Annotated in this window: 22 protein-coding genes and 1 tRNA gene; 9 read left to right on the top strand and 14 right to left on the bottom strand. The window is 64.2% G+C overall.

The window, feature by feature from the left end:
- Genes CA606_RS03250 through CA606_RS03265 form a run of 4 tightly spaced genes read left to right on the top strand, consistent with a single transcriptional unit; the run spans position 1 to position 3,799 of the window.
- Complete coding sequence (locus CA606_RS03250) at positions 1–993, top strand: NAD-dependent epimerase/dehydratase family protein (protein WP_096052408.1); 993 nt, start codon at positions 1–3, stop codon at positions 991–993.
- Positions 990–1,760: a WecB/TagA/CpsF family glycosyltransferase gene (locus CA606_RS03255; protein ID WP_219933446.1), complete on the top strand. Its 771-nt coding sequence runs from the start codon at positions 990–992 to the stop codon at positions 1,758–1,760. Before CA606_RS03250 ends, CA606_RS03255 begins: the two co-directional genes overlap by 4 nt.
- Before the next feature lie 7 nt (positions 1,761–1,767).
- The gene (locus tag CA606_RS03260; RefSeq protein ID WP_096052407.1) at positions 1,768–2,757 is read left to right on the top strand and encodes a glycosyltransferase family 2 protein; all 990 of its coding nucleotides are present in this window, start codon (positions 1,768–1,770) and stop codon (positions 2,755–2,757) included.
- A gap of 16 nt (positions 2,758–2,773) precedes the next feature.
- Positions 2,774–3,799 (top strand): hypothetical protein, encoded by a 1,026-nt coding sequence (locus tag CA606_RS03265; RefSeq protein WP_096052406.1) that lies wholly within the window; start codon positions 2,774–2,776, stop codon positions 3,797–3,799.
- A gap of 56 nt (positions 3,800–3,855) precedes the next feature.
- Here CA606_RS03265 and CA606_RS03270 read toward each other — a convergent pair whose 3' ends face one another.
- The 9 genes from CA606_RS03270 to CA606_RS03310 all read right to left on the bottom strand — a co-directional run bounded on the left by CA606_RS03270 (position 3,856) and on the right by CA606_RS03310 (position 13,889).
- Positions 3,856–4,704, bottom strand: coding sequence for an O-antigen ligase family protein (locus CA606_RS03270; protein WP_181242757.1), 849 nt, complete (start codon positions 4,702–4,704; stop codon positions 3,856–3,858).
- A 490-nt stretch (positions 4,705–5,194) separates the two neighbouring features.
- Positions 5,195–6,568: a polysaccharide biosynthesis C-terminal domain-containing protein gene (locus tag CA606_RS03275; RefSeq protein ID WP_096052404.1), complete on the bottom strand. Its 1,374-nt coding sequence runs from the start codon at positions 6,566–6,568 to the stop codon at positions 5,195–5,197.
- Positions 6,525–7,523: a UDP-N-acetylmuramate dehydrogenase gene (gene murB / locus CA606_RS03280; RefSeq protein WP_096052403.1), complete on the bottom strand. Its 999-nt coding sequence runs from the start codon at positions 7,521–7,523 to the stop codon at positions 6,525–6,527. Before murB ends, CA606_RS03275 begins: the two co-directional genes overlap by 44 nt.
- Positions 7,520–8,821 (bottom strand): UDP-N-acetylglucosamine 1-carboxyvinyltransferase, encoded by a 1,302-nt coding sequence (locus tag CA606_RS03285; protein WP_096052402.1) that lies wholly within the window; start codon positions 8,819–8,821, stop codon positions 7,520–7,522. Before CA606_RS03285 ends, murB begins: the two co-directional genes overlap by 4 nt.
- 323 nt (positions 8,822–9,144) lie before the next feature.
- A complete protein-coding gene (locus CA606_RS03290; protein WP_181242758.1) occupies positions 9,145–9,615 on the bottom strand; it encodes a hypothetical protein in 471 nt (156 codons plus the stop codon).
- Positions 9,616–9,948: 333 nt separating this feature from the next.
- A tRNA-Cys gene (locus CA606_RS03295) sits at positions 9,949–10,022 on the bottom strand.
- Positions 10,023–10,350: 328 nt separating this feature from the next.
- Positions 10,351–11,928: a malate synthase A gene (aceB, locus tag CA606_RS03300; RefSeq protein ID WP_096052401.1), complete on the bottom strand. Its 1,578-nt coding sequence runs from the start codon at positions 11,926–11,928 to the stop codon at positions 10,351–10,353.
- Positions 11,929–12,008: 80 nt separating this feature from the next.
- Positions 12,009–12,236 (bottom strand): hypothetical protein, encoded by a 228-nt coding sequence (locus tag CA606_RS03305; protein WP_012640328.1) that lies wholly within the window; start codon positions 12,234–12,236, stop codon positions 12,009–12,011.
- A 33-nt stretch (positions 12,237–12,269) separates the two neighbouring features.
- Positions 12,270–13,889, bottom strand: coding sequence for an isocitrate lyase (locus tag CA606_RS03310; protein ID WP_096053889.1), 1,620 nt, complete (start codon positions 13,887–13,889; stop codon positions 12,270–12,272).
- Positions 13,890–14,053: 164 nt separating this feature from the next.
- Between CA606_RS03310 and CA606_RS03315 the strand changes: the two genes are divergently transcribed.
- Entirely contained in the window at positions 14,054–15,496 is a 1,443-nt protein-coding gene (locus tag CA606_RS03315; RefSeq protein WP_096052400.1) for a helix-turn-helix domain-containing protein, read from the top strand.
- A gap of 142 nt (positions 15,497–15,638) precedes the next feature.
- Here the strand turns inward: CA606_RS03315 and CA606_RS03320 are convergent, their stop codons facing one another.
- Together CA606_RS03320 and CA606_RS03325 are read right to left on the bottom strand one after the other, a co-directional pair.
- On the bottom strand, positions 15,639–16,595 hold the full coding sequence (locus tag CA606_RS03320) for a FecR family protein (protein ID WP_096052399.1): 957 nt from the start codon (positions 16,593–16,595) through the stop codon (positions 15,639–15,641).
- 5 nt (positions 16,596–16,600) lie between these two features.
- Positions 16,601–17,104: an RNA polymerase sigma factor gene (locus tag CA606_RS03325; RefSeq protein ID WP_096052398.1), complete on the bottom strand. Its 504-nt coding sequence runs from the start codon at positions 17,102–17,104 to the stop codon at positions 16,601–16,603.
- Between the two features lie 294 nt (positions 17,105–17,398).
- On the opposite strand from CA606_RS03325, the gene CA606_RS03330 reads away from it, so the two are divergent.
- The 3 genes from CA606_RS03330 to CA606_RS03340 all read left to right on the top strand — a co-directional run bounded on the left by CA606_RS03330 (position 17,399) and on the right by CA606_RS03340 (position 22,930).
- Positions 17,399–20,530 (top strand): TonB-dependent receptor, encoded by a 3,132-nt coding sequence (locus CA606_RS03330; protein ID WP_233282177.1) that lies wholly within the window; start codon positions 17,399–17,401, stop codon positions 20,528–20,530.
- A gap of 133 nt (positions 20,531–20,663) precedes the next feature.
- A complete protein-coding gene (locus CA606_RS03335) occupies positions 20,664–22,034 on the top strand; it encodes a purple acid phosphatase family protein (RefSeq protein ID WP_096052397.1) in 1,371 nt (456 codons plus the stop codon).
- Positions 22,031–22,930, top strand: a complete 900-nt coding sequence (locus tag CA606_RS03340; RefSeq protein WP_096052396.1) for a glycerophosphodiester phosphodiesterase family protein — start codon at positions 22,031–22,033, stop codon at positions 22,928–22,930. The genes CA606_RS03335 and CA606_RS03340 overlap by 4 nt, the downstream gene beginning before the upstream one ends.
- A gap of 87 nt (positions 22,931–23,017) precedes the next feature.
- Here CA606_RS03340 and CA606_RS03345 read toward each other — a convergent pair whose 3' ends face one another.
- The 3 genes from CA606_RS03345 to CA606_RS03355 all read right to left on the bottom strand — a co-directional run bounded on the left by CA606_RS03345 (position 23,018) and on the right by CA606_RS03355 (position 25,158).
- A complete protein-coding gene (locus CA606_RS03345) occupies positions 23,018–23,812 on the bottom strand; it encodes an alpha/beta fold hydrolase (RefSeq protein WP_096052395.1) in 795 nt (264 codons plus the stop codon).
- A 201-nt stretch (positions 23,813–24,013) separates the two neighbouring features.
- Positions 24,014–24,832, bottom strand: coding sequence for an SDR family oxidoreductase (locus CA606_RS03350; RefSeq protein WP_096052394.1), 819 nt, complete (start codon positions 24,830–24,832; stop codon positions 24,014–24,016).
- Positions 24,829–25,158 (bottom strand): nuclear transport factor 2 family protein, encoded by a 330-nt coding sequence (locus CA606_RS03355; RefSeq protein WP_181242759.1) that lies wholly within the window; start codon positions 25,156–25,158, stop codon positions 24,829–24,831. The genes CA606_RS03350 and CA606_RS03355 overlap by 4 nt, the downstream gene beginning before the upstream one ends.
- 125 nt (positions 25,159–25,283) lie before the next feature.
- On the opposite strand from CA606_RS03355, the gene CA606_RS03360 reads away from it, so the two are divergent.
- Positions 25,284–26,201 carry a LysR family transcriptional regulator gene (locus CA606_RS03360; protein WP_096052393.1) on the top strand — a complete coding sequence of 306 codons (918 nt, stop codon included), beginning with the start codon at positions 25,284–25,286 and terminating at the stop codon, positions 26,199–26,201.
- Positions 26,202–26,483 lie beyond the last annotated feature (282 nt).

The raw sequence follows: 26,483 nt of genomic DNA on the forward strand, positions 1-26,483 counted from the left end.
ATGCCTCCGATCATCGTCACGGGCGCGGCCGGCTTCGTGGGCTACCACGTAGCCGAGCGCCTGCTTGATCGCGGCGAGGCGGTGATCGGGGTCGACGTCTTCAACGCCTACTACGACCCGGCGCTCAAGGAGGCCCGCGCGGCGCGCCTGGACGGCCGCGACGGCTTTACGATGCTCCGTATGGACATCGCCGATCATGAGGCCTTCGCCGACCTAGTGAAGGCCTCCGGCGCCAGGCAGGTGATCCACCTGGCCGCCCAGGCCGGCGTTCGCTACTCGATCGAGAACCCGTTCGCCTACGAGCGCAGCAACCTGGCCGGCCATCTCTCGGTGCTGGAAGCCTGCCGCCACGCCGGCGTCGAGCACCTGGTCTACGCCAGCTCCTCGAGCGTCTATGGCGACCGGCCGCTGAACGGCGACGGCTTCAAGGAGAGCGACCCGGCCGAGACCCCGGTTTCGCTGTACGCCGCCACCAAGCGCTCGTGCGAACTGCTCAGCCAGAGCTACGCCAAGCTCTACGGCTTCCCGCAATCGGGCCTGCGGTTCTTCACCGTCTATGGCCCGTGGGGTCGCCCGGACATGGCCTATTTCAGCTTCACCGAAAAGATGCTGAAGGGCGAGACGATCGAGGTCTATGGCGAGGGCAAGATGGCCCGCGACTTCACCTATATCGACGACATCGTCGACGGCATCCTGGGCGTCCTCGACAACCCGCCGGCCAAGGGCGGGCACGAGGTCTACAACATCGGCGACAACGACCCTGTTGGCCTGATGGATATGATCACCACGCTGGAGACAGCGCTGGGGATCGAGGCCAACAAGGTCTTCCGCCCCATGCAGCCCGGCGACGTCACCGCCACCTACGCCAATATCGACAAGCTCCACGCCCTTTGCGGCTACAAGCCCAAGGTCAAGCTGGCCGAGGGGTTGGCGAGCTTTGTGGCGTGGCGGCGGTCAGTTCATACTCCTACGCAGGAACCCGCTCTGCCATGACAGCCGCCTATCACGGTTATCCGCTCGTCCGGGTTGGGGGCTTCAACACTGTCGCTGCGACACGCGCTCAACTCGCCCAGATCATGGTCAAGGACTGCCTGGCGGCCCGGACGACCAAGGCTGACCCGAAGCTGGTTTTCTCGTCCAATGGCCAGGGTATCGCGCTGGCGGGCGAAGATCCGAAGTTCGCCGACGCCATGGACGGCGCCGACATCATCCACGCCGACGGCATGTCGGTGGTGAATGCGTCGCGCCTTCTCACCCGCACGCCGCTGCCGGAACGCGCGGCGACGACCGACTTCTTTCACGACGCCGCAGAGGCCGCGCAGGCCGCAGGGCTGAAGTTCTTTATCCTCGGCGGCAAGGAAGATCAGAACCTCGCCGCGACCGAGGCGATGCAAAGGCTTTACCCTGCTCTGCAGATCGTCGGCCGTCGAAACGGCTACTTCTCGTCCGAACAGGACGCTGAAGTCTGTCAGGCCATTGTCGACAGCGGCGCTGATGTTCTGTGGGTGGGCCTTGGCAAGCCGAAGCAGGAGTTCTGGTCCGTCGCCAACCGCGACCGTCTTCGGGGGGTGGGCTGGGTCAAGACCTGCGGCGGGCTGTACTCCTATTTGGCGGGTGACGCGCCGCGTGCGCCCGTCTGGGTGCAGAAGGCCGGCCTGGAATGGCTGTTCCGCACCCTTCTTGAGCCGCGGCGCCTTGGCGTTCGGTATCTGATTACCAATCCCCACTCGATCTACCGCATGGTGCGTTACAGTGGCTGAGGGCTCTATGTCTGACGAACATCTTCCGCGCGTAACGGTCATTACGGGCTACTACAATCGGGGCGCGTTGCTCGATCGGACGCTCCAGTCGTTGCTGGATCAGACCTATCCCAACCTCGAGATCATCGTATTCGACGATTGCTCGCCCGATGACACCGCGGAGCGCCTCAAGACTTATGCTGCGCGGAATGATCCACGGCTGAAGATCATTCAGCACGAGTCCAACATGGGCTTCACGCGCGGGATGATCAACGCGATTGCCCAAGCCAGCGGCGAGTACATCGCTGTCCAGGGCTCGGGTGACGTTTCGACGCCTGATCGCATCGCCGAGCAGGCGGCGGTTTTGCAGAGGCGGCCAGAGGTCGGCGCCGTTGGCTCTCACTACGACAATGTCGTGGAAGAGAACGGCATCGTGCGCCTTAGAACGCCAAATGCCGACGACGTGACACTGGAAACGCTGGCGAAGGGTAACGTCTTCACACACGGCGAAGTCATGTATCGACGTAGCGTCTATGACGCCGCTGGAGGGTATCGGCCCGAGTTCCGATACTGTCAGGACTACGATCTTTGGCTCCGTATGATCAGGCTGGCGCGGTTCGCAACGGTCAAGAAGTCGCTCTACAAGCGCTTCATCCAGTTCGAGGGCGTTTCCTACGCGCCTGAGAAGGCCGCCGTTCAGGCCCAATATTTCCTGACCTGCCAACGCATGGCGGTGAAAGATCCTGAGGAGCAGGAGCGCATGTTTGCGGTCCTCAAGGAGAAGGGACCTGACGCCATTGTCCCAAAGACCGATCCGGAATTGCAGAAACGTGTCTTGCGGAACTGTCTGCGCCTTATCGCTTGGGGCAATGCCGCTCAAGCTGAGCGCATGGCGAAGAACCTCAATAGCGGGATGCAGCGCTCGGCGCTGGCGATTATTGGTCGCGTCTTCTCAAGTCCCTTGATGTCTGGGCCTCGTGATCTCGTATTCAAGGTCCTGGGTATCCAGGCGGCCTAATATCTGGGGTAGCAACGTGAAGCAGCATGTCCTTGACTATCTTGAGCGCCACCATGGCGCGCTTCTGGCGTTCTGGACGACGGGCGGCGCGTGCGAGGCGACGGTCGAGGAGCATTGTGACCTCGTCTACACTCTGGAGTTGACTGGCGAGATTGGGCGGATTCACCCATCAGCCGCCGCCAACTTCGCCCAGCTGCTATCCGGCTACGGTTTGCCGGGCTGGAAGCGGCGTGGTGAGGCGAACCAACTGAACGTCCATAACTGCGCGTACGCGTTCGGAACCTTGAATCTACTCCGCCCGCATCATGGCGACCTCTATGCTCGCGTCCTGGAGGGACGGGAGCTCATGCTTGACGAGATCATCGATGAGCAGAGCGCCACGCCGCGCTACCCGAAGTGGCTGGGTCATCATAACTGGCGGGTCAGCCACTGGATCGGCGGAGCGCCCTCGATCCTTTGGTCGCTCGGACACAGCCAATACGCGCCGGCTGCGGCGCTAAAGCCTCTCGCAGAACGTATCCTGGCGGGGGCGGACAAGTGCTTGGACAGGAAGACGGGCCTTATCAAGCTCTACAAGGTGGAGGCTTTGCAGAAGCTCTTCAGGCTTCTGTATGGCGTACGCCACGACCCCGATCTCGGGGATCTGGGCGGGGTCGCTCACATCCTCTGGGTCAATCACGCCGCTGGTCGGTCTTATATCGCCCCAGAATCGCTGCTGGCTAAGTCCTCTGAGCTGTTCCGCGCCCACGCCCCCTTCATGGAGGCGGTGCCCTATTGCCTTGATTTCGACGTCGTTCAGATTGTGCGTACAGCGGCCATGCAGGTGGGCAGTGTCTCGCCCGATGACGTGCGACGCGCGACCGGAATGATGGCGTCGATCGAGGGCTTCTTTGCGTCTCGTCTGAATGCCGAGTATCGGCTCCACAAGCTCCCTGGCGCGCTAGCGACTTACCATGAGTGCGCGATGTTGGCTGAGCAGGGCAGCATTGATGGCCTGAGAATGAAACCAGTGGACATTATCCGTAAGGCTTTCTGGCTGTAGGCTGGTCGCCGCGCAAAAAAAGGGGCCGCCTAGCGAGTCGCTAGGCGGCCCCTTTTCTATCGTGGCCTTTGCGATTGAACCGAGCGCTCAGTAGTTAGAATCGCATGATAGGCAAGCGCACAGCCAGCAATCGAACCGAAAATGAAAAGGTGGATTGCTCCCACTACCGGCTCAAGGGATGTTGAAAGCAGAGCGTGCGTGAGCAAAGTTCCCGACAGCATTACGCAGGTTTTCTGATCTCTGATATTGCGCGACTGAAATATGTTGCGAACAGCAGCGCTGTTGAGGGAGATAATTACTCCAAGAAATGGTATGAATCCGAACAATCCATGCTTGTAGATAGCTGCCAAGTACCAGCTGTGCGAGCCTAGTGGGATGGACAAGTTATCGACAGTCTTTTGCGTTCCATACCCAATGAGTGGCCTTTCGATAATGTCGGCGAAGCTTAGGCGATAGACGTCGAAGCGCTCGCGTGCACTCGAGGCTCGCGCTTGAATAAAGTACTCGTCAAATAGGGCGTTGATTCTATCGGCATAAAATACGCCGATAATCATGAATGTGACGAACCCGGCCAATGCGATCATGAATGTGGTTGCTGGCGTCAGAGCTCTCGCGTTGGCGAGGGAGTACGCAGCAGGGAGTGCGATGAGTAGGGCGGTGGTCAGTAGAAGTGCGGTTCGTGCTTGCGCATAAACGAGTAGATAGAGAGACAGCGCCAGTAGTAGTGCGAACGCGATCTTGCGAGTGCCTCTCGCCTCAGACATGAACTTGAAAACTATTGGAATAGTCAGCATGATTGCTGATCCATAGTGGATCGATGTGCCGAAAATTGCACTCAATCTGTCATTCACGCCAAAGAACCAAAGGGATCGGCCGACACTATGGACTGCAATCATCTTGCCCATGGCGGTATTCTTTATTTCTCCGGGCAGTATATAGCCCATCAAGGTGTTGAATCTTATCTCTCCAAAAATGAGGTACGCAACAGCGAGGGTGTGGCCCAGTAGTACCATTAGGACAATATTTAATAAAATTCGGTCTATTTCTTCTCTTGTTCTTACATACGCATAGGATAGATACATTATACAGAATAATGCTGCGTATATCGTTAGGTCCCATAGAAATGTGAACAATCGGGGGATGCCTTCTACGCTCACAATACTGAGCAAGTATGCTATTAGAAATGCTATCCCCCAAGCTACAGTTGAGGGGACGCCCCGGCGCTCGATAGGGCGCTTAGACAAGAACCACACGGTCGTTACCATAATTACAATGGGCGAGATAAGACGTTCGCCACCGATGAGCCAGAGCGTTGGTAATGACCAAATGATAAATACAATCGGCGTAGCGCCATCCTTTGGCTTTCTTATCGTTCTTACAATACTGGACATCGCTCTATTTTCCCAATTTTCCGGGCGGGCGCTTAGCCTTTAGATATAGATCTTTTAAACGCGCTCGAACTCGACCAATTAACTGGCGAGGCGCCGGAATTGCTGCGAGTGTCGAGAGTGGGACTTTGAAGGTCAGGCGCAATACAATCAGATACCCCAGCGCAGCTGTGAACTGTCCTATCGCCATACCCATCGCAGCGCCCGACGCGCCGAACTTTGGCGCGAGCAGGGCGCAGGCGATAGCGTTCACCACTATGCCGACCAGGACGATGCCCGCGCTGATATAAGGCCGCCCCATTCCTGCGATGACGCTATTGAGAATCCTCACCGCCGCTGCGGGCGCCAGGCCGATCGCCAGGATCCTCAAGGCGTCCGTCGCGCCGGCGTATTGAGGTCCCAGAAGGGTCACGACCAGCCAGGGCGCGGTTGCGGCGGCGACCGCGCCGACACCTAGAAACATGACGAAAAGCCCTGTCGCCGTTCGTACGGCCGACTCCAGCTTCTCCTGGGTGGCGCCGCCGCGAGCGGTTTCCGAGAACAGCACCAGGCCTGCGGCCGTCGCCAATTCCAGGAAGATCTCACTGGCGCGTTGCGCCGCAAAGAACTGGCCTGCGGCCACTTCGCCATCGGCGCCCGACAGGAAGAAGACGCCGATGCGCCCCTGAAGCATGACGAGGAACGCCGAGACCGCGAACAGGAAGCCGTGGCGGACCATGGCTGGAACCTGCACGATGGCCAGGTCGAGCTTGTTGGCCGGACGGGCGGCCATCCAGATCACCATGGGCGCCAGAAGGATGAACCCGGCTGCGAAGCTCCACAGAGCCGTATCAAGGGTCAGCGCACCAAACAGCCAGAGCAGGGCGGCGAACACCGATTGCAGGACGCGGGGGCCTGAGTCCGAGAACGCGAAGGCCTTGATCTCTCCTCGGCCCAGGAACACGCCCTGCATCAGGTTGAGAAGCAGCACCGCCGCGCAAGCGATTAGGGCCGCTGTAGTCAATCCCAGGCCCAGCGCCTCGAAGCTGTCCTGGTTGAAGGCGTAGACGCCAGCCGCGCATAGAACGGCCGCGACGGGCCAGAAGGCGGCGAGGACGCCGACGGCTTCGCCGTCGGACATGATTTTCTGGCCAATGCGGTAGGCGGCGGCCTGACGCAGGCCAAGCGTTCCGATCTGCCCGGCCAGGAAGATAGCCGAAGTCACGACCGCATAGGCGCCGAACCCCTCGGGCGACAGCACCCTGGCCAGCAACAGAAACGCGACGACTTGAGAGACCCGCGTCAGCCCCCGCGAGGCCAACACCGTCGCGATTTTTACAAGGCGTGATGACACGGTGTCAGGCCAGGATGGCGGTTGAGGCCTGCTTGGCGGCGGCCTCATGCGCGGGGCGAATGCGGCCGTCCGGCGCGATATGCCTCACTTCGGCGTCCATCCAGAACCCCGTCTGCTGGTGAACGGTCGTCCGGATATGATGGATCAGTCCAAGAATGTCGCCCGCCTTGGCGGCGCCGAGATTGACGATGAAGTTGGCGTGCAGGGGCGAAATCTGGGCGTCGCCCAGTTTCAAGCCCTTCAAGCCTGCTCGCTCGATGGCGGCGCCGGGAGGGCCGACCACGTCGTACATCTTCGGATCGCTCAGGAAGACGGAGCCGCAATTGGGAAGGTTCTTGGGGAACTTGCGCCGGCGTTCCACCATGATCGAGATCATGTCTCGGCGCAGCGCTTGGCGATCGACCGGCGTGAACGCGAAATCGGCTTCCAGGATGATCAGGCCGTCGTCCTGGAGCGTGGATCCTCGATAGCGGAACTGGCAAGCCGCGTGATCACGCTCGAACGGCACGCCGTTGATGTCGCAACCGCGCGCCTGCAGGAGGTTTCGTCCGACGCCAAGCCGCCGACTGCCGCCGTTCATAACGACAAGGCCGCCGAGGGTGCCGGGGATCCCGATCGCATGTTCAAGGCCGCCCAAGCCCCTTTGGCACAGGCGATGGACAAACTGCGGGACCCATATGCCCGCTTGGGCGCGAACCTTCTCGCCGTCGAACTGGACCGCCGACTGCGCTGCGCCGATGCGGATGACGACACCGTCGAAGCCGGCGTCATCGAACAGGATGTTCGAGCCGTCGCCGACGATCACCTTGGGAAACGGCTTGTCCGCCAGGTACGAAAGGCAGGCTTGCGTCGCTTCGGCGGAAACCGGTTCGATGGCGACCCTCGCGGTTCCGCCAGCGCGCCAGCGGCTGTAGCCCCTCAGATCGGCGTCTTCCACGGCTGGCGCGCCGCTGAGGCGCGCCAGGGTGTCGACGATGTCGCGCGAAACGCTACGCGTCGTCATGCGATGGCGGCGAGCGCGGGTTCGTCGCTCTCCTGCACCTCAATCTCAACACCGACCTTGGCCAGCTTGCCTTTCAGGTCGTTGTAACCGCGCAGCGCCATGTGCGCGTCGTTGACGACGGAGCGGCCGTCCGCGCAAAGCGCGGCGAGGATGAGCGCCATGCTGCCACGGAGATCGGTCGAGGTCGCCTCAGCGGCGCGATAGACGCCCGGGCCGTGGACAGTGATCTTGCCATGTTCAGCTTCCAGCGCCCCGGGCTGGCAGAAGCGGGCGAGTTCGTGGACGTACCCCACCCGCTCCGGATAGCGATAGTCGAACACGCGCGAGACGCCGGTGGCGCTCAGACCCAGCATCGTGAAGAACGGCTGCATGTCCGAAATCACGCCGGGGTGCGCGCCGCAGGGAACCTCGAAGGGCTGAACGCGGCCCTCCTTGATGCAGCCTGGGTGCACGTAGATCGAGTTGCTGTTCGCCAGCAGGTCGACACCCGCGCTCTCGATGTAGAGAAGAGGTGAGCGCATCGCTTCGAAGGGCACGCCTTCGATCAGGAGCTCGCCGCGCGTCATGATGGCATAGACGATCCAGGTCAGGGCCTCGATGCGGTCATACATCACGTTCTTGCGGGCGCCGGAAAGCGCGCCACGGCCGTGGACCCGGACGTGGCTGTTACCAAAGACCTCGATCTGCGCGCCCATGCGCTTGAGCAGGTCGATCAGGTCTTCGATCTCAGGCGTGATGTAGGCGTTGATGATCTCGGTCGAGCCCTCGGCGATCGCGGCGCAGATCAGCGCATTTTCCGTACCGCCCACGGTGGAGATCGGGAAGCGGATCTCTCCGCCCTTGAAGCGCCCGCCGCGCACCTCGATGTAGTCCGGGAGCTCCTCGACCTCGCAGCCGAGTTGGCGCCAGACCATGATGTGCAAGTCGTAGCCGCGGCTACCGATCTTACAGCCGCCGGGATAGGGAATGCGAGCGACGCCAGAGCGGAGAATCTGCCCCGCCACCAAAAGGTAAGTGGTGCGGATAGGGTAGTCGTAGTCTTCAAGTACGGTGGACTTGAAGTTCGAGCTATCAACCACGATCGAGCCAGACGCATCGTCTACATCGATGCGGCCGCCGAGCGCTCGGATGAAGCGAATCTTATGGCCCACATCGACCAATTGGGTCGGGAAGCTGCTCAGCTCTACCGTACTATCGGTGAGCAAGGCGGCGGAAAGCAGGCGCGTTGCGGAGTTCTTCGCGCCGCTGACCTTAACTATGCCTTTCGGCGTGACGCCGCCATTGATGATTGCGCGCATTGAAGCCCCACCAGTTTTGTTTGTCGTGCATGTGCCACGTGGTCGGTATACGCGCCAAGAGTTAACAGCCCAAAATCTCCAACTGATGTCACTTCGCTATTCATTGTGGCGCCGCGTAGATCGTGTTGTGGTGCGGCCTGTCGTATGGCGCACGCATCTCGCAGATTGCTCCAAGGCCTTTGCTTTGGGACGGTGAGTAATTAATCGATATGTAGATTATATATTTCAGAAATAAATTGGCCTTTTCTGGCATTTTATCACCAAAGCATTTGGCAGTTTAAATATATATCATGCTAATATAATTAATTAAGTGAAGTTGAATTCTATGGGGTGTTGAATTTTGGTGTCTTCGGCCCAGTTTGGAGCGTGTTTCTGGCAGAATTCAATTCGACATCGATTTGATCAAGATGAATATTTTTGATTTTTGATGAGCATTTTTCCGACCATCTTGGACTCATTTCGCTTTGCGCTAAGTCCACCCCGCTTGGCGAACTTATAAAATAAGAAGTTTTTTCGGCGCCGGGCTTAATTGCGATATACTTCACGCAAACGACCTCTCCTTGGAGAGACAGTGATGTAAAGGCTTCAATTGCGACTGCTTGGCCTCTGAACGCCTTAGATGCTCGCTCAAGTCCTTGGTTTAGAAGCGCCTTTGTGACTGGCGATTCCGTCTGAGCGGCGGCGACCTCAGTCTGTGGAAGCGCCGGCGCCGAAGTGCTGGGGCGCTCGCAGCCGCATAGTAGCGTCACGAGCGCTGTGGTCGCGAGCAAACCAAGAAACGGGAGATTGCGCATGCTGAGCGTATCCTATGTTCGCACGCATCGCCTTGACCAAGACGAGCCAGCGAGGCCCACTTAAAACAAATTTCCCTCGAGTGCCTATCATCTTCAAAACGAGAGCCTGGGCGATCAACCAACATGCAGTCGCCGATTTTTAGCTGGCACGCTCAATGATCGCGAATAGATCAAGCGCCGAACCTTCCGCACCTGTATTTCGTCTGGGCTGGCTTTTGCGCCTCATCGGCGATGTGTTCTCTCCACCTTGGATTAGGCGGAGTCTGCCCTGGGTAGCTGCCTTGGATCAGCTCAGGCGAAGCACAATCAGAGCATGATGTTGAAGGCTTGATTTGGAGGCCCGGCCCGGAATCGAACCGGGGTGCACGGATTTGCAGTCCGCTGCGTCACCACTCCGCCACCGGGCCATCCGGGTGTCGACGCAATTCACGTCGGCGGGGGAGGGCGTTCGATACAGGAGCGGTCGCGGGCCTGCAACTGGCAATTCGCGGGTTATGCTGCGTCCCAAACCTCGTCCGGCAAGCGGGTCGCGATGGCGGCTTGATCCTGGGGAAGGAAGCGCTCGTCATGGCGCGCGCTGCGCAAAGCAGGCCCTGGGGTCCCGTACCGTCATGATAGTGCGCGCCGAAAGACCTCCGCCGAGGCGGAGGTCTAGGGGCAAAAGACGTTTCGGCGCACGTGAGGTTTTGGATGGGGCTTGGGCCCACCCGTGCGGCGTGACTAAACCCGTCGGTGTCAGAGAAGGTCGTAGGCGGGCGTCGTCAGAAACTCTTCGAGGCTCTCGGAAAGCACCATCTGAGCGAAGAGCTGGGCGGCTTCTTCCAGGCGCTGTGACCCCAGATCGCGCCGGAGTTCCGTCATTTCCTGGGTGAACAGGCTGACGAACAGTTCAGACGTCAGCGGCCGGCCATCGTCCAGTTCGGCGCCAAGGCGGATCCACTGCCAGAGCTGCGTGCGGCAGATTTCGGCCGTCGCGGCGTCTTCCATCAGGTTGTAGAGCGGCACGGCCCCGCGCCCCTCGAGCCAGGCCTGGGTGTAGCGGACGCCGACGCGGATGTTCTCGCGCACGCCCGCTTCGGTGCGGACGCCGTCATGCAGCGCCAGCATCTGGGCCTGGGTGATGTCGAGGTCGGCCAGGTTCCTGTCAAGCTGGTTCGGCGTCGGCATCAGGCGGTCGAAGACCTCCAGCGCGACCGGCACCAGGTCGGGGTGCGCCACCCAGGTGCCGTCATGGCCAGCCGTGGCTTCGCGCTCCTTGTCGGCCTTGACCTTGGCGAAGGCGGCCTGGTTGGCGGCGTCGTCGCCCTTGACCGGAATCTGGGCCGCCATGCCGCCCATGGCGAAGGCGCGGCGGCGGTGGCAGGTCTGGATGAGCTTCAGCGAGTAGGCGCCGAGGAAGGCCTTGCCCATGACCATGGCCGAGCGGTCGGGGGTCAGGAATTCGGCGCGGCGGCCCAGGCGCTTGATGAACGAGAAGATGTAGTCCCAGCGGCCGCAGTTGAGGCCGACGATGTGGTCCTTCAGCTCGAACAGGATCTCGTCCATCTCGAAGGCGGCGGGGATGGTCTCGATCAGCACCGTGGCCTTGATCGTTCCCACCGGCAGGCCGAGCACCTCCTGGGCGCGGAGGAACACGTCATTCCACAGGCGTGCTTCCAGGTGGCTCTCGAGCTTGGGCAGGTAGAAGTAGGGACCCGAACCTTGGGCGATCGCCGCCTTGGCGTTGTGGAAAACGTAGAGGCCGAAGTCGAACAGCGCGCCGGCCACGGCTTGGCCGTCGATCTCCAGATGGCGCTCCATCAGGTGCCAGCCGCGCGGTCGGACCTTGAGCACGGCGGGTGTCGCGCCCAGGGCGTACGACTTGCCGGACTTGGGATCGACGTGGGTCAGCGCGCCCTGCCAGCGGTCTTTCAGATTGATCTGCCCTTCAACGACATTGGCCCAGGTCGGGGCCGTGGCGTCCTCGAAGTCGGCCATGAACACCTTGGCCCCGCAGTTCAGAGCGTTGATGATCATCTTGCGGTCGACCGGCCCGGTGATCTCGACGCGGCGGTCGAGCAGGTCGTCGGGAATGGCTGCGATGGTCCAGTCGGCGGCGCGGATCGATGCGGTGTCGTCGAGGAAGTTGGGCAGTTCGCCGGCGTCGAAGCGCGCCTGGCGCGCCTGACGGGTTTCCAGCAACTGGCGGCGACGCGCGTCGAACCGACGGTGCAGATCGGCGACGAAGGCCAGGGCTTCGGGGGTGAGTACTTCCGCAGCTCGGCCTTCAACGGGACCGGTGACCTGGATGTTGGCGGCGATGTCGAGCGGCATAGGAAGCTTTCCGTGGCGGTGGGATCGGCTCCCCGGATGTCCGGGGAGCCGTCATCAGGACTCTGGTCGGTTCTTGGTCGTTAAGCGCTCTTTTCGGCGCCTTTTTCACGAACGGTCGGGACGATCTGATCGCCCCAGTTGCCCGCGCCGTCATGGTGGCGCGAGGTGCGCACCAGTTCCACCGAATAGCCGGCGGCGATGGCGCGACGCACGGCGTCGTTCAGGCGGTGGGAGGCCTCGGCGAGCCGTTCGACGGCGCGCTTGTCGTCGTCCGTCGCGGGCATGGTGGCGGGAGAGAATGCGGTCATGGCTCTGCTCCTTTGGGGGCTTAAGTGTCGGGCCTATTCGGCCGCGAACTGGTTCATGGTGTTGGCGTGGCCGCCGGCCTTCAGGGCGCGCTCGCCGGCGACCATTTCCTTGAAGGTGTCGCCGAGGTCCGAGCCGACCTCGTGCTGGTGCTTCACGGCCGAGACGCCGCGGCGGATCTCCTCGCGCTGCACCGTATTCACGTAGGCCTGCATCCGCTCCTCGCCGAAGTAGCCGCGCGACAGCTCGTCGACGCTCTTGGCCGTCAGGTGGAAGGTCGGCAGGGTGATCAGGTTGTGGAACACCCCGGCGCGGGCGGCGATGTCGACCTGGAAGCGGGCCAGTCGCTCGTCCGCCTCGCGGCCCAGGTCGCTCTTGTCGTACTCGGCCGACATCAGCGCATTGCCGTCCGGATAGCTGTCCTTGTGAATCTTGCCCTCGGCGATCCACTGGTCGCGAACCTGCTTGCGCAGATTGAGCGTCCAGTTGAACGACGGCGAGTTGTTGTAGGTCAGCTTGGCGTTCGGAACGACCTTGCGGACCTCGGCCACCATCGAGGCGATCTCGTCGACATTGGGGGTGTCGGTCTCGATCCACAGCAGGTCGGCGCCGCCTTGCGTCAGGTTGGCGATGCAGTCCTCGATGACGCGTTGGCGGCCGGTGCCGTCCTGGAAGGCGAACAGGCCGTTGGGCATCCGCACGGGCTTGACGAACGCGCCGTCCTTCATGATCGCCAGCTCACCGTCCTTCAGCGGGTTTTCCGGGGTGACGGGCTCGGTCTTCAGCCACTTGATATAGTCGCTGGCCAGATCGCCAGGCTCCTGGCTGACCGGGATCTTCTGGGTCAGGCCCGCGCCCAGGCTATCGGTGCGGGCGACGATCACGCCCTCGTCGACGCCCAGTTCCTCGAAGGCCAGGCGGCAGGCGCGCAGCTTCTCGATGAAGTCCTCGCGCGGCACCGTGACCTTGCCGTCCTGGTGGCCGCACTGCTTGGCGTCGCTGACCTGGTTCTCGATCTGCAGGCAGCAGGCGCCGGCCTTGATCATCTCCTTGGCCAGCAGATAGGTGGCATGCTCGTTGCCGAAGCCAGCGTCGATATCGGCGATGATCGGCACGACATGGGTCTCGAAGTTGTCGATCGCCTTGATCGCGGCCTGCTCGGCGATCTGGTCGCCGGCCTTGCGGGCGGCGCTCAGCGTCTTGAAGAGGTCGTTGATCGCCACTTCATCGGCCTGGCGCAGCGAGACGTAGATCTCCTCGATCAGGTCGACGACCGAGGTCTTCTCGTGCATCGACTGGTCGGGCAGGTGGCCGAAGCGGTTGCGAAGGCCCGCGACCATCCAGCCCGACAGATAGACATAGGCGCCCTTGGTCGTGCCGCGCAGGCGCTTGACCGCCTTGATCATCTGCTGGGCGTGAAAGCCCGACCAGCAGCCCAGCGATTGGGTGAACTTGCTGCTGTCGGCGTCATAGGCGGCCATGTCGGCGCGCATGACCGGCGCCATGGCCCGGGCGATGTCCAGGTGGGTGTTGAAGGTGTTCTGCAGCTTCAGCTGGATGATGTCGTCGACGTCGACGCCGCCCGGCGTGACGCCCTGAGGATAGCGCGCCAGCAGGGCGTCGCGGTGTTCGGCATAGGTCTTGCGCTGCGTCATGATCATCAATCCCACTTCGGAGGCCAGGGGCTCGAAGCCTTGCGGGCCAAGGAAAACTCGTCTTGGCGAGCTAACGCCGGGCCGCCGGATCGGTCGAACCTATTGAAGGCAATTTGTCAAAGATCGACTTTGTAATTCATGTAAAGTTGTGACAAGTTGACCGGATGGCGGCACCCAACACCAAGGCAAGCGACAAGAAGCTCTTTCTCGGCGGGCGGCTGAAGCGGCTGCGGCGCGACCTGGGCGTGACCCAGGCGCGGATGGCCGAGGAACTGGGTGTGTCGGCTAGCTATCTGAACCTGTTGGAGCGTAACCAGCGGCCGGTGACGGCGCAGATCCTGCTGCGGCTGGCGGACGCCTACGATCTGGACCTGCGCAGCCTATCGGCCGACGATCCGGGCGGCGGCGCGGGGCTGGAGGAGGTGCTGGCCGACAAGATGTTCGCCGACCTGGGCGTGTCGCGCCACGAGACCGCCGAGGTCGCCGAGCTGTCGCCGGGCCTGGCCGAGGCCATGACGCGGCTCTATCGCGCCTATCTCGATCGCGGCCGGTTGATCGACCTGGGCGCCTTCGAGCGGCCGGACGGGGCGGGCCCGGTCTCTGACCAGGCCTCGCCGACCGATTGGGTCCGCGACCTGGTCGGCGCGCAGCGCAACCATTTCACCGAGCTGGAGGCCCTGGCCGAGACGATCGTCGCCCAGCTGAAAGCCGATCCGCAGGACCTGGCGCCGGCGGTTCGCGAGCGCCTGCAGAGCAAGTTCGGCGTCCAGACCCGGATCATGCCGGTCGAGGTGATGAGCGGTTCGCTGCGCCGTTACGACCATCACCGCAAACGCCTGATGCTGTCGGAGACGCTGGCCCACGCCAGCCGCACCTTCGGCATGTGCTATCAACTGGGTCTGATGGAGGGCGGAGAGGTGCTGTCGGACCTCACCGATCGCTTTCAGGCGCCGGATCGTTCAAGCCGACAGCTCCTGAAGGTGTTTCTCGACAGCTATCTCGCCGCGGCGATCATGATGCCCTACGAGCCGTTCCTCAGCGCCATGGAGGCCAGCGGCTACGACATTGAGCGGGTTCGGTCGCGCTTTGGCATCAGCTACGAGCAGGCCGCCCAGCGCCTGACCACGCTGGGACGTCCGGGCGCGCGGGGCGTGCCGTTCTTCATGATGCGGTTGGATGCGGCCGGGAACATTTCCAAGCGCTACGCCGCCGGCCCTTTCCCGTTCTCGCGGTTTGGCGGGGCCTGCCCGCGCTGGAACGTCCACGACAGCTTCAAGACGCCCGGCCGTATCGTCACACAAGTGATCGAGACGCCCGACGGCGAGCGCTACTTCACCCTGTCGCGCACGGTGCGTCGCGTCTCGGGTTTGCAGGCCGGACTGGAAGACGAGCTGGTGGTCGGCCTGGGCTGCGAGTTGAGGCACGCCAGCAAGCTGGTCCACGCGCGGGGTCTCGATATCGCCAATCCGATCGCGGTGGAGATCGGACCGTCCTGCCGGATCTGCGAGCGGCCCGCCTGTCCCCAGAGAGCCGCCGCGCCGATCAATCGGACCCTACTGGTTGAGGAGAACAGCAAGGCCCTGTCTCCCTTCCCCTTCGTGCGTTAGCGGGACGCCGAGGACACCGATCGGATTGCCATAGCCCAACCGGTCAAGCGGCGGCGGGCCAGGCTCGGTCGAGCCCCGGCCTTGAACCCATGCCGCCCTTCTGGCTCGCCGGCGCTCATTCGTCAGGCCGGCAAGGGTCGGGTCATCGCCTGGAGATCGGCGCCAGCACCGTCGCGTCGGGGGCTTCCTGCAGAGCCAGTCCGTGCGTGGCGGCCACCAACGCCGCTGTTTCGCGCGGCGCGGTCGCCCGGAAGCGGCCCGTCAGGCGAAGCTCGGCCAGCGCCGGCTCGCCCAGCCTCAAGGGGCGCGTGGCGTTGGCGCGGTTGAGCTCCGTCACCAGATCGCCCAACCGGCCGTTGTTCAGTTCGATCCAGCCGCTGCGCCAGTCGTCGGCGACGGCGGGGTTGAACTTGACGCGGCCCTCGATTCCCCGGGCGGAAACCCGGACGCTCTCGCCCGCGACGACCACGACCGGACGAGCGCGCGTGGTGGTGGCCGCGACCCGGACCTTGCCTTCATGCACCGTGATCTCGGTCGCGTCGGCCAGGCGGTTGACGTTGAACGCCGTGCCCAGCGCGGTCACCGATGCGTCCCGCGCATGCACGGTGAAGGGCCGTGACGGATCGTGCGCCACCTTGAAGAAGGCTTCGCCCTGGTCGAGGCGGACGTCCCGCTTGCGCCGCGCCAGGGTCACGCGCGCCTGGGAATCGCCGTTCAGGGTCAGCCTCGAGCCGTCCGCCAGCACCTGGACCTGCTGACGGCCTTGCGGCGTCTTCAGATCCAGCGCAGGGCGCGGCCAAGCGATCACCGCGATGGCCGCCGCCAGCGCCGCGCCCGCGAGCGTCCAGATCGGCGAACCCAGCGATCGCGGCTTGGCCTTGCGAGCGCCGGACGCGCGAGCCTGCACGAGGGCCCGCCCCAGGGGCGCCGACGTGATCAGGTCACGGTGCGCGGCCAACAAGGCTTCGCGACGCGGATTCGCCGACAGCCACGCTTCCAGGCGGGCGGCTTCCTGGCAGGAGAGGGCGGTGGTCGCCAGGCGATCGGCCCAAAGCGCGGCCTGATGATCCTCGGTGCGGGCGTAAGCGTGTTCGCGCATGCGGGCTATCCTTCGCCCCGCACAGCGTCCTGATGGACCTTGCGCAGGGTCGCCGACGCGCGGCTGTAGTGTTTCTGAACGGCCTCGGGCGTCAGCCGTAGATCAAGCGCGATGCGGTCATAGGCTTGGCCGTCCAGGCGTCGTCTCAGATAGACCTCCCGGCGCAGCCGCGGCATGTCTGCGATCGCGCGCGAGAACGCCTCGGCCAGCTCCTGTCCCTCCAGGAGGGCCCCCGGTCCTGGCTGCTCGCAGGGCTCGGCGTCGTCCAGCGCTTCGAAGCTTGGCCGCTGGCGGCCGTCGCGCATCAGGTTGTCCAGCACGCGAAACGCATAGGCCAGCGGATTGAGCAGGGGCGCTCGCCGCGCGCGCTGCAGCAGGCGCAGCACCGTTTCCTGAAAGAGGTCCTCGGCTTCGTGGCCGTCGGCGCCGCGGCGACGCGCATAGGCCTTCAACCGCGTCTCGTGCGCGCGCACGGTCTCGAAGACCGGCACGGGTTCGTTCTGAGCCATTCCTGGATTCCAGGTCTCGCCACGCCCCGAAGGCGGGCTCGATCAGCGGCGGCGTTAACCGAACTGTGCGGCAGTTTTGTGAAGCTCAGGCTGGCGTGTCACAAGTCAAAACATCGATATGTGAAATGCTTGTCCGATGGATTGTCAGTGATGAGATAATTATTCGCCATGAGGCAGATAATTTCGACGACAGTGTAAAAATAAAAGTTTTGCGACGCCTGTCTGATATTGCCGATCACGCTGTCTACCCCGTTCGAGGCCCGAAAAGCGGGCTCTAAGGTTCTGGGGCGTTTTATGAGCTACAAGTCTCGACTTATGGCCGCCGTGGCGGCGTTCTCGATGGTGACGGCCGCCGGCGCGGCCTACGCCCAGTCCGCGCCGACCGCGCCTCTGGCCGCCGAAGCCCGCTTTGATATTCCCGCTCAGGACCTGGGCGCGGCGCTGATGGCGTTTTCGCGCATCGCCGGCGTGGCTGTTTCGGCCGATCCGGCGCTGACGCGCGGTCGCCAGTCGGTGGCCATCGAGGGCCGCATGCGCGCCGAGGACGCCCTGAAGCAGATGCTCGCGGCCGCGCCGCTGACGGTCGAGGCGATCAACGGGGCCATCGTGCTGCGTGAACGCCCTTTGGCCGCCGCCGATGAGGTCGACGAGCTGATCGTCGTCGGCTACGCGGCGGGCCTGCGCAAGTCGCTCGACGCCAAGCGCGACGCCGACATGATCACCGACGTGGTCAGCGCCAACGACATGGGCAAGCTGCCCTCGTCCAACCTGACCGAGGCGGTCTCGCGCCTTCCGGGCGTGTCGGCGGTGCGCAACCACACCACGGGCGAGGGGGATCGCATCTCGATCCGCGGTCTGGCGACCGAGTACAATACCTACTCGGTCAACGGCGTGCGCCTGGGCGGCATGGGCTCGCCCGGCGACAACTTCTATCGCGGCGTTCGCTTGAGCTTCCTGCCCGCCGCCGGCGTCGACTCGATCACCGTGTTCAAGTCGATCCTGCCCAACATGGACGGCGACGCTCTGGGCGGCTCGGTCGAGATCCGCACCCCGACCGCGTTCGACTTCGATCCGACCCACGTGGCGGTGTCGCTCGAAGGCACGATGCTGGACAAGCGCGATCGCAAGAAGTCCGGTGAAGCCCAGTTGGCCTTCGGCCGTCAGTTCAACGAGAATTTCGGCCTGTTCGTCACCGCCAGCTACACGCGCCGCAATTCCCAGTTCGAGCAGGTCGGCGGTTCGGGCGACGACATGCCCCAGCGCTGGTTCGCCACCAACAAGTCGCGCAATTTCGACACCTCGACCTTCCAGACGCTGGGTGTCGAGCTCTCGGCCGGCGAGACGAAGGTCGAGCGCAAGGGCCTCAACGCCTCGCTGGACTGGCGCAACGCCGACCACGAGATCCATCTGCGTGGCCAGTACAACGTCTATGACGAGACCGAATTCCGGAACCGGCTGAACTTCCGCAATTACGCCGACCGCATTTCCGAGCGTCTCGTCCAGAAGGACAAGTCGCGCACCGACCTGATGACGCCCGACAAGGCGGTGATCGGCGTCGAGAACGGGGTGCGCGTCTACAGCTACTCGGTCAACGACATCATCGACCAGAACAAGGACGGCCGGATCACCGACGCCGACCGCAAGACCCGCAGCTTCTACAGCCTGGATGGCGGTTCGGGTCTTTGGGATCCGCAAGGCTTCCGCCTGCGCCGCTACTGGGAAGGTGGCTCGACCGAAGGCGTGCTGGGCTCGGCGACGGTTGGCGGCAAGAGCCGGTTTGGCGACCTGACCCTCGACTACGACGTCTCGTACTCCAACTCGCGCGACAACATCAAAGACGAGTTCGAGCTCCATTTCCGCACCGACGCTTACGACTGGCTTGGCAACAAGGGCGTCTTTGTCTCGACCGCCGGTGACCCGCGCTTTCCGAAATGGGTCTTGAACGCCGCGGGCATGGCCGCCGTCCAGGACCCGGCGGCGTTCAAGTATTCGAGCATGAGCGCTGGGTTCGGCGAGAACGAAGAGACCCTCAAGCAAGCTCAGTTCAATCTGGCCTACACGCCGGCCAGCCACTGGCTGCGCGAGCTGAAGGCGGGCGTGAAGATGTCGGTCTCGGAGCGTCGCAAGACGGGCGGCAGCTTCATCGACCTGACCCGCAGCGGCACGATGGCCGACTTTGCGCCGTACTTTGGCCAGTCCGTCGACAGCCTGTTCGGCGGGGTCTATTCCGGCGACTACCGGCTGGGCGTCACGATCGACACCGACAAGATGATGGCCGAGCTGCGCAAGGCCCAGGATGGCAAGTCCACCTTCTTCAGCGGCCTGGCCACCTCGCCGGACGCGGCCGAGGTCTCCAACGAGGACACCTGGAACTACAAGGAGACCGTCCTCGCCGGCTATGCCATGGCCAAGGCTCAGTTCGGCAAGGCCGAGGTGATCACCGGGGCGCGCGTCGAGAGCACAAAGAACGACATCCAGGCTTGGCTGGAAGACCCGCTGAAGGGCGACACCTTCACGCGCGACAAGTCCGACTTCGTCAATGTGCTGCCGTCGATCCACACGAACTACAAGTTCCGCGACGACCTGATCCTGCGCGGCGCGGTCTGGACCAGCTTCTCGCGTCCCGACATCAACCGCATGAGCTCGGCCAAGTCGTACGGCTACAACACCGATCCGAACGGCGACGGCAAGACCGATCCCAAGGAACAGTGGGTCCTGGAAAGCGTCAGCACCGGCAATCCGAACCTCAAGCCGATGAAGGCGGTCAACTACGACGCCTCACTGGAGTGGTACAACGGCAAGACCGGAGCCTATTCGGTCGGCCTGTTCCACAAGGACATTCGCAACTTCCTGTTCCGCTCGTCGTCCAGCGTCATTCAGGACGGTACGACGGACAACTACACCGACGGGACCGGCGTCGACATCTCGACGCCCATGAACGGCAAGTCCGCCAAGGTGAGCGGCGTCGAGGTCAACGCCCGCCAGATCCTGCACTGGCTGCCCGCGCCCTTCGACGGTCTGGGCGTCGCGGCCAACATGACCTTCCAACGGGCCCGCGCCGTCACCGGCATCAGCTGGCACCCGGCGGGCCAGGAACTGCCGCTGATGGAGACCCCGTCGCGTCTGGCGAACCTGGAAGTCTTCTGGGAGCGCAACGGCTGGGAGGCCTATGTCTCGTACAGCTATCAGTCCGAAGCCTTGGAAGACATCGAGGACTACGGCAACGACCCGTACGAGCAGGACTACAAGTTCGTCGACCTGATGGTCCGCCGTCACTTCAACGACCGGATGGCCGCGACCTTCAAGGTCCAGAACGCCCTGGATAGCCACACCTACTGGTACACCTTCGGCAAGGCCAAGGGCGGCATCCGCGATTACATCGAGAACGGCCGTTACATCAGCCTCAGCTTCGACTGGAAGCTCTGACCGATACGCCGGCGGATCGCCGCGTGCGGTCCGTCGGCGCCGCGCTCCTGGCTTGTCCCAGGAGTGGTCGGCGCGGCTCCCCCTTGGCCGCGCCGACATCCCTTTCTTCGTCAACGCCTGATCCGAGTCGACCATGACCCCCAGCTTCAATCCGCGACGCGCTTGCGCTTCGGCGTTCCGTCTGGCGACGGCTCTTGGCTGCGGCGTCGCCCTGAGCGCCCTGCTGCTGGCCGTCGGGCCGGTCGCCGCCCAAGGACCGGCCAAGGCGCGCGCGCCAGCCGAGCCCATCATCACCGGCGGCAAGCCTCAGCGGCTGATCGTCAACCCGACCGAGGATCCGTCCCGCGGCTTTGCGGTGACCTGGCGCATGGAGGCCGGCGCCGGCAAGGGCCTGGTGGAGTACGCCGAGGCGACGCCCGGCCCGGCGTTCGAGGACGCTGTTTCGACCGTGATGGCGACCAGCGAGGTGGTCCAGTACGCGCCTCGCAACGGCGCGCCGGTCTCGGCCACCGCCCATAGCGCCGTCATCGATGGGCTAAAGCCTGAAACGCTGTACGTCTATCGGGTGGGCGATGGCCGGACCTTCAGCGCCTGGCGCCAGGTCCGCACGGCGGCGTCGACCGCCAAGCCGTTCACCTTCCTCTATTTCGGCGACGTGCAGAACGAGGTGGAGAGCCACGGCTCGCGCGTCATGCGCATGGCCCGCCGCCTGGCGCCGGACGCGGCCCTGGCGCTCTACGCCGGCGATCTGATCAACCGCTCGGACGCCGACCGCGAGTGGGCCGAGTGGTTCGACATGGCCCCCGACCTTCACGCCGAGCTTTTGACCCTGCCCAGTCCCGGCAACCACGAATACGGCCCGCCCGTCGAAGGCCGTCAGGCCCTGGCGCCGCAGTGGCGCCAGCAGTTCACGCTGCCGCGCAACGGCCCGGCGGGCGTCGAAGCGCTCTCCGAGACCGTCTACCAGGTCGACTACCAGGGCGTACGGTTCCTGTCGCTGGACGCCGACGCGATGAGCGATCATCCAGAGCTCGCCGAGGCGACCTTGACGTGGCTGCAGGCGCGTCTGGCTGACAATCCCAACGCCTGGACCGTCGTCTTCCTGCACTATCCGATCTATTCGACCGCCAAGGGGCGCGACAATCCGGAGCTGCGGGCGGCGCTGGAGCCGGTGCTGCAAAGGTACGGTGTGGATCTTGTGCTGCAGGGGCACGATCACACCTACGCCCGAGGCCGCAAGGGCGGGCCGGTCTATGTGGTGTCGGTGGCCGGGCCCAAGCAGTATCCCGCCGGCCAAGACGACTGGGCCAGCCGCAAGGCGACGGGCGTGCAGCTGTTCCAGGCGATCAGCGTCGACGGCGGCGAGCTGACCTACAAGGCCTATACGGCGACCGGCGCGCTCTATGACGCCTTCCGCCTGAGCAAGCCGGCCCGGGGCAAGCCCGCGCGGCTGATCGACCTGGCGCCCAAGAGCGACGAGCTAAACCTGCGGCGCGCGCCATGATGCGTCGTCTGGTCCTGGCGGCCTTGCTGGGCCTTGTGGCGGCCACCCCCACGCGCGGGGCCGAACCCGCGTCTCCGGATCGTTGCGCCACAACGCCGGCCATGACCGCCGCGCTCGCCCGTCTGGCAAGGCCCAGCGCAGGCCCGATGACCGCCGCCCATCGTGGCGACCATAGCCAGGCGCCCGAGAACAGCCTGGCCGCGATCGAGGCCGCGATCGCCAAGGGCGCTGACATCGTCGAGATCGACATCGTCGTGACGCGCGATGGCACGCCGGTGTTGATGCACGACCAGACCGTCGACCGCACCACGACGGGCAAGGGCCGCTTGGAGGACAAGACCGCAGCCGAGGTCGCCGCGCTGCGGCTCAAGCAGCGCGACGGCCTCCTGAGCCACGAGGCGCCGCCGACCCTGGCGCAGGCCCTAGCCTTGGCCTGCGGTCGCATCCTGGTGGATCTGGACCTGAAGAGCGATCGGCTCGGCCCGATCGTCGAGGTCGTCAACGCGTCCGGCATGCGCGCCTCCAGCCTCTATTTCGACAGCGACCCGGCCATCCTGGCGCGGGTGCGGGGGATGGATCCCAAGGCGCGGCTGATGGTCCGCTTGATGCCGGATGCGCCCTTGGCTGAACTTCTGCGGATCACCGGAGGGGCCCAGGTGGTCCACGCCGACCCCAAGTCCCTGACGCCGGAAGCCTACCGCGCGATCGACGCGCTTGGTCTGCGCGTCTGGTTGAACAGCCTGGGCGAGACCGACCAGCGTCTGGCGCTCGGCGATGATCGTGGGGTCACGGCCCTGCTGTCGATGGGCGCGACCATTCTGCAAACCGACGCCGTCGTGGCGATGGTCGCCCGTCTGCACGCGGATCGAGGCCAAGGTTCGACGCCTCGGCGCTGAGCTCGACGCTGCGCCGCGGATCGAACGCAAATCGATCGCGCAGCCGCCGACGCGTTTGGCGCGCCGGCGGCCGGGCTTTGAAGCGGATTACTTCGCCTTCGTCGCGGCGGTCCTGGCGGCCTTGTCGATGAGATCGGCGACCGCGTCGGGGCGGCTGAGGAAGACCACGTGGCTGCCCTTCACCTCGACGGTCTCGGCGCCGATGCGCGTGGCGGTCTTGCGCAGCAGCTTGGGATCAATGGCGCCGTCTTCGGTCGCCACCACGAACCAGCTGGGCTTCACGCGCCAGGCGGCCTTGGTGACCTTTTCGCCGAAGGCCGACATGGCGATCGGCACTTGCGAGTCGCGCATGAAGGCGGCGTCGGCGTCGCTGATGTCGGCGGCGAAGCCGGACTTGAACTTGGCCAGATTGATGAAGCCGAAACCGTCGGCCTGAGGCTCGATCACGAAGCTGGGCGGGGCGGGGATGTCGGCGAGTTGGTCGCCCGTGGACTCACCGGCGTCGGGCGCAAAGGCGGCGACATAGACCAGTCCCGCGACCTTGGGATCATTGCCCGCCTCGGTGATCACCGTGCCGCCGTAGGAGTGGCCGACCAGGATCGTGGGGCCATCCTGGCGCGCCAGGAGCCGGCGCGTGGCGGCGACGTCGTCGGCGAGCGAGGTCAGCGGGTTCTGGACGATGCTCACCCGGTAGCCCTTGGCGGTCAGGCGGTCATAGACCCCCCGCCAGCCCGACCCGTCGGCGAACGCGCCATGGACCAGGACGACGTTACGAACGCCCGGCGCCGGCGCGCCGAGCGAAGCGTCGGTCTGAGCGTGGGCGGCACCGGCCAGGCCCGTCAGGGCGGCGGCGAGGAGGATGTTGCGAGCTTGGCGGATCATGGTGGTTCTCCCTGGTGTGGTTCGGGTTGGCGGGTTGCGGTTGCGATAAATGTTATTGCGATAATCGATCCTTAGTTCTGGCTCCAAAGCATGTCCAGAGAAAATTTATCGCGATATATATTTTCTCGGATTCCCCGACGCGCGACGAAAGCGCGGGCTCGTGGCCAGGCGAGCCTTGGCGCCCGCGCTGGGCCAGGATCGTCACACCGTCGGGATCGCTCCGCCATCGATCACGTACTCTGCGCCGGTGATGGCCCCGGCCAGGTCTGAGGCGAGGAAGGCGAACAGGCTGGCGACTTCCGCAGGCTGGGCGGGACGACCCAGCGGGATCCCGCCGAGGCTCTCCATGATCTTGCGCTTACCCGCTTCGACCCCGCCCACGCCGTCGCCCAGTCGCTCGGCCAGCGCCACCGACGCCTCGGTTTCGATCCAGCCGGGTGAGACGCGCACGACCCGCACGCCGCGCGGCGACACTTCCTTGGAGAGGCTCTTGCTGTAGGTGGACAGCGCAGCCTTGGCCGACGCATAGGCCGTGGTGGCGTCCGGCAGCGGAAGCGTGCGCTGGATGGACGTCACGTGGATGATGACCCCGCTCCCGCGCGCCACCATCCCGGGGACGATGTCTCGGTCCAGGCGCACGGCCGGCATCAGATTCAGGTCCAGCTCCCGTCGCCAGTCCTCATCCCCCAAGGCGGCGAAGCCACCGGCCGGAGCCGAGGAGCCGCCGAGCATGTGGACGACGATGTCGGGTACGCCGAAGCGTTCCCGAACCACCTCCGCCAGTCTGGCGCACCCGTCCGCCGTCGTCAGGTCGGCGGCCACGAAGAGGTCCGCGGGAAGATCCGCAGGCGGATTACGCGCCGTGGTCAGCACCTGCGCCCCCAGTTGGCGGAACAGCGAAAGCGTCGCCGCGCCAGCCCCTCGGGTGCCCGAGGTGATCAGCGCCCGCTTGCCCTGCAGGGACAGAAACGGCGCAGCGCCTTGCGCCAAGCCTTGTTCAGCGGCGGAGACGCGGCTCATGGGGCGATCTCCAGATCGGCGATCTGGTCGTCTTCGAGCGCGAAGGCGTAACGCAGAGTCGTCGGACTGCCCGGAAAGTCGCCGGTCAGCCGCGCAGTGACGACCAGGCGACCCTCGGCCTCTGTGAGCGAAAGCGGCTCGACGACATAGCTATAGGTCCGCGACGACTGTTCCTTCCAGGCGCGGATGGCGTCGCGTCCGGCATGGGTCTTGCGCTCGTCGCGCACGACCGCCGAACCCGTAAAGCACTGGGCGACGGCGTCCGCCGCCTTGGTCTTGTCGGTTTCGAAGTAACGGGAAATCGGAGCGGGCAGCTCGATGGACAAGATCGCCTCCTGTTGCGATCGGACGCGTCGTGTCGACGGACGTCCTTGCTGGCCAACATCTAAGGCTGGACGCTCGTCCCGATAACTGGGACAAATCGCGATGAACTATCTAGCCGGGCGGGACAATGGAGCGCTTGAAGCTGATCGAGCTGGAGGCCGTCCTGGCCATAGCCACAAAGGGCTCGTTCCGCGCCGCAGCGCTTGAGCTGGGCCTGTCGACGACCGCGTTGAGCAACACCATCGCCAAGCTGGAGCAGCAGTTGGGCGTGCGACTGTTCAACCGGACCACGCGCAGCGTCTCGCCGACCGACGCAGGCCGGCAGTTCATCGCCCAGCTGCGCCCCGCCATGGACACCATTCACAACGCGGTCGAGATGGTGCGCGCACAGCAGGAGACGCCCTCGGGGACGCTGCGCATCAACGCCTTCCCGACGGCCGCGCGGGAGGTTTTCGAGCCGCTCATCCTCGACTTCGTTCGCCGCTATCCGCAGGTGCGCATCGACCTGGTCACGGAGGGCAAGCTGGTCGACATCGTGGCTGAGGGCTTCGATTTCGGCATCCGCCGGGCCGACCTGGCGCCCAGTGACATGATCGCCGTTGCGTTGGGCCCGCCGAAGGGCCACGCCGTCGTGGCTTCGCCCGCCTACCTTGCGAACGCCCCCGAACTGCGTGTCCCGGCCGACCTCGCGCATCATGCCTGCATCCGTGTCCGACTGCCCAATGGCGCATTGCTGCGCTGGGTGTTCGAGAAGGATGGCCAGGTCCTGCATCTCGATCCGGACGGACCGCTCACCCTGGATGAAGCCCACCTTGCGCGGGCGGCGGTGCTTGGCGGCATGGGCGTGGGCTACCTCATGGAGGCGGACATCGCCGAAGAGGTCGCCAGCGGTCAGGTGGTCCGGCTCCTGAACGACTGGACCCCGCCGATCGCGCCGCTCTGCCTCTACTATTCAGGACGCAAGAACGCCTCGGCGGCCTCCAGGGCGTTTATCGAAGCGGCGCGGCTGTTGCGGCGCCCTGGCGCCGTCCGGCCAACCTCGTGAACTGAAGCGGATAACAACCGACAGCCCAGGATCGCACGTCGCCGTCCGACGTGTCGGCGCCCAGGCGCACGCCGCGTGGACGGCGTCCATCGCCCGAGGCGCTCAAGTCTTCACCCCGCACGGCCTGGCGCGGCGAGCGTGAAAGCGCCGTGATTTTACGTCCTTGGCTGGCGGAAGACGCGCGGGGCTCGGACCCCAATCGAGCGCTGTAGGCTTTTTGGTATAGTCCAAAAACGGACTTCTGTAGGGGGCTCTGCGCCGGGCGTATTCGTCCGTCCAGAT

Source organism: Caulobacter vibrioides (assembly GCF_002310375.3).
Lineage (GTDB): Bacteria > Pseudomonadota > Alphaproteobacteria > Caulobacterales > Caulobacteraceae > Caulobacter > Caulobacter vibrioides_D.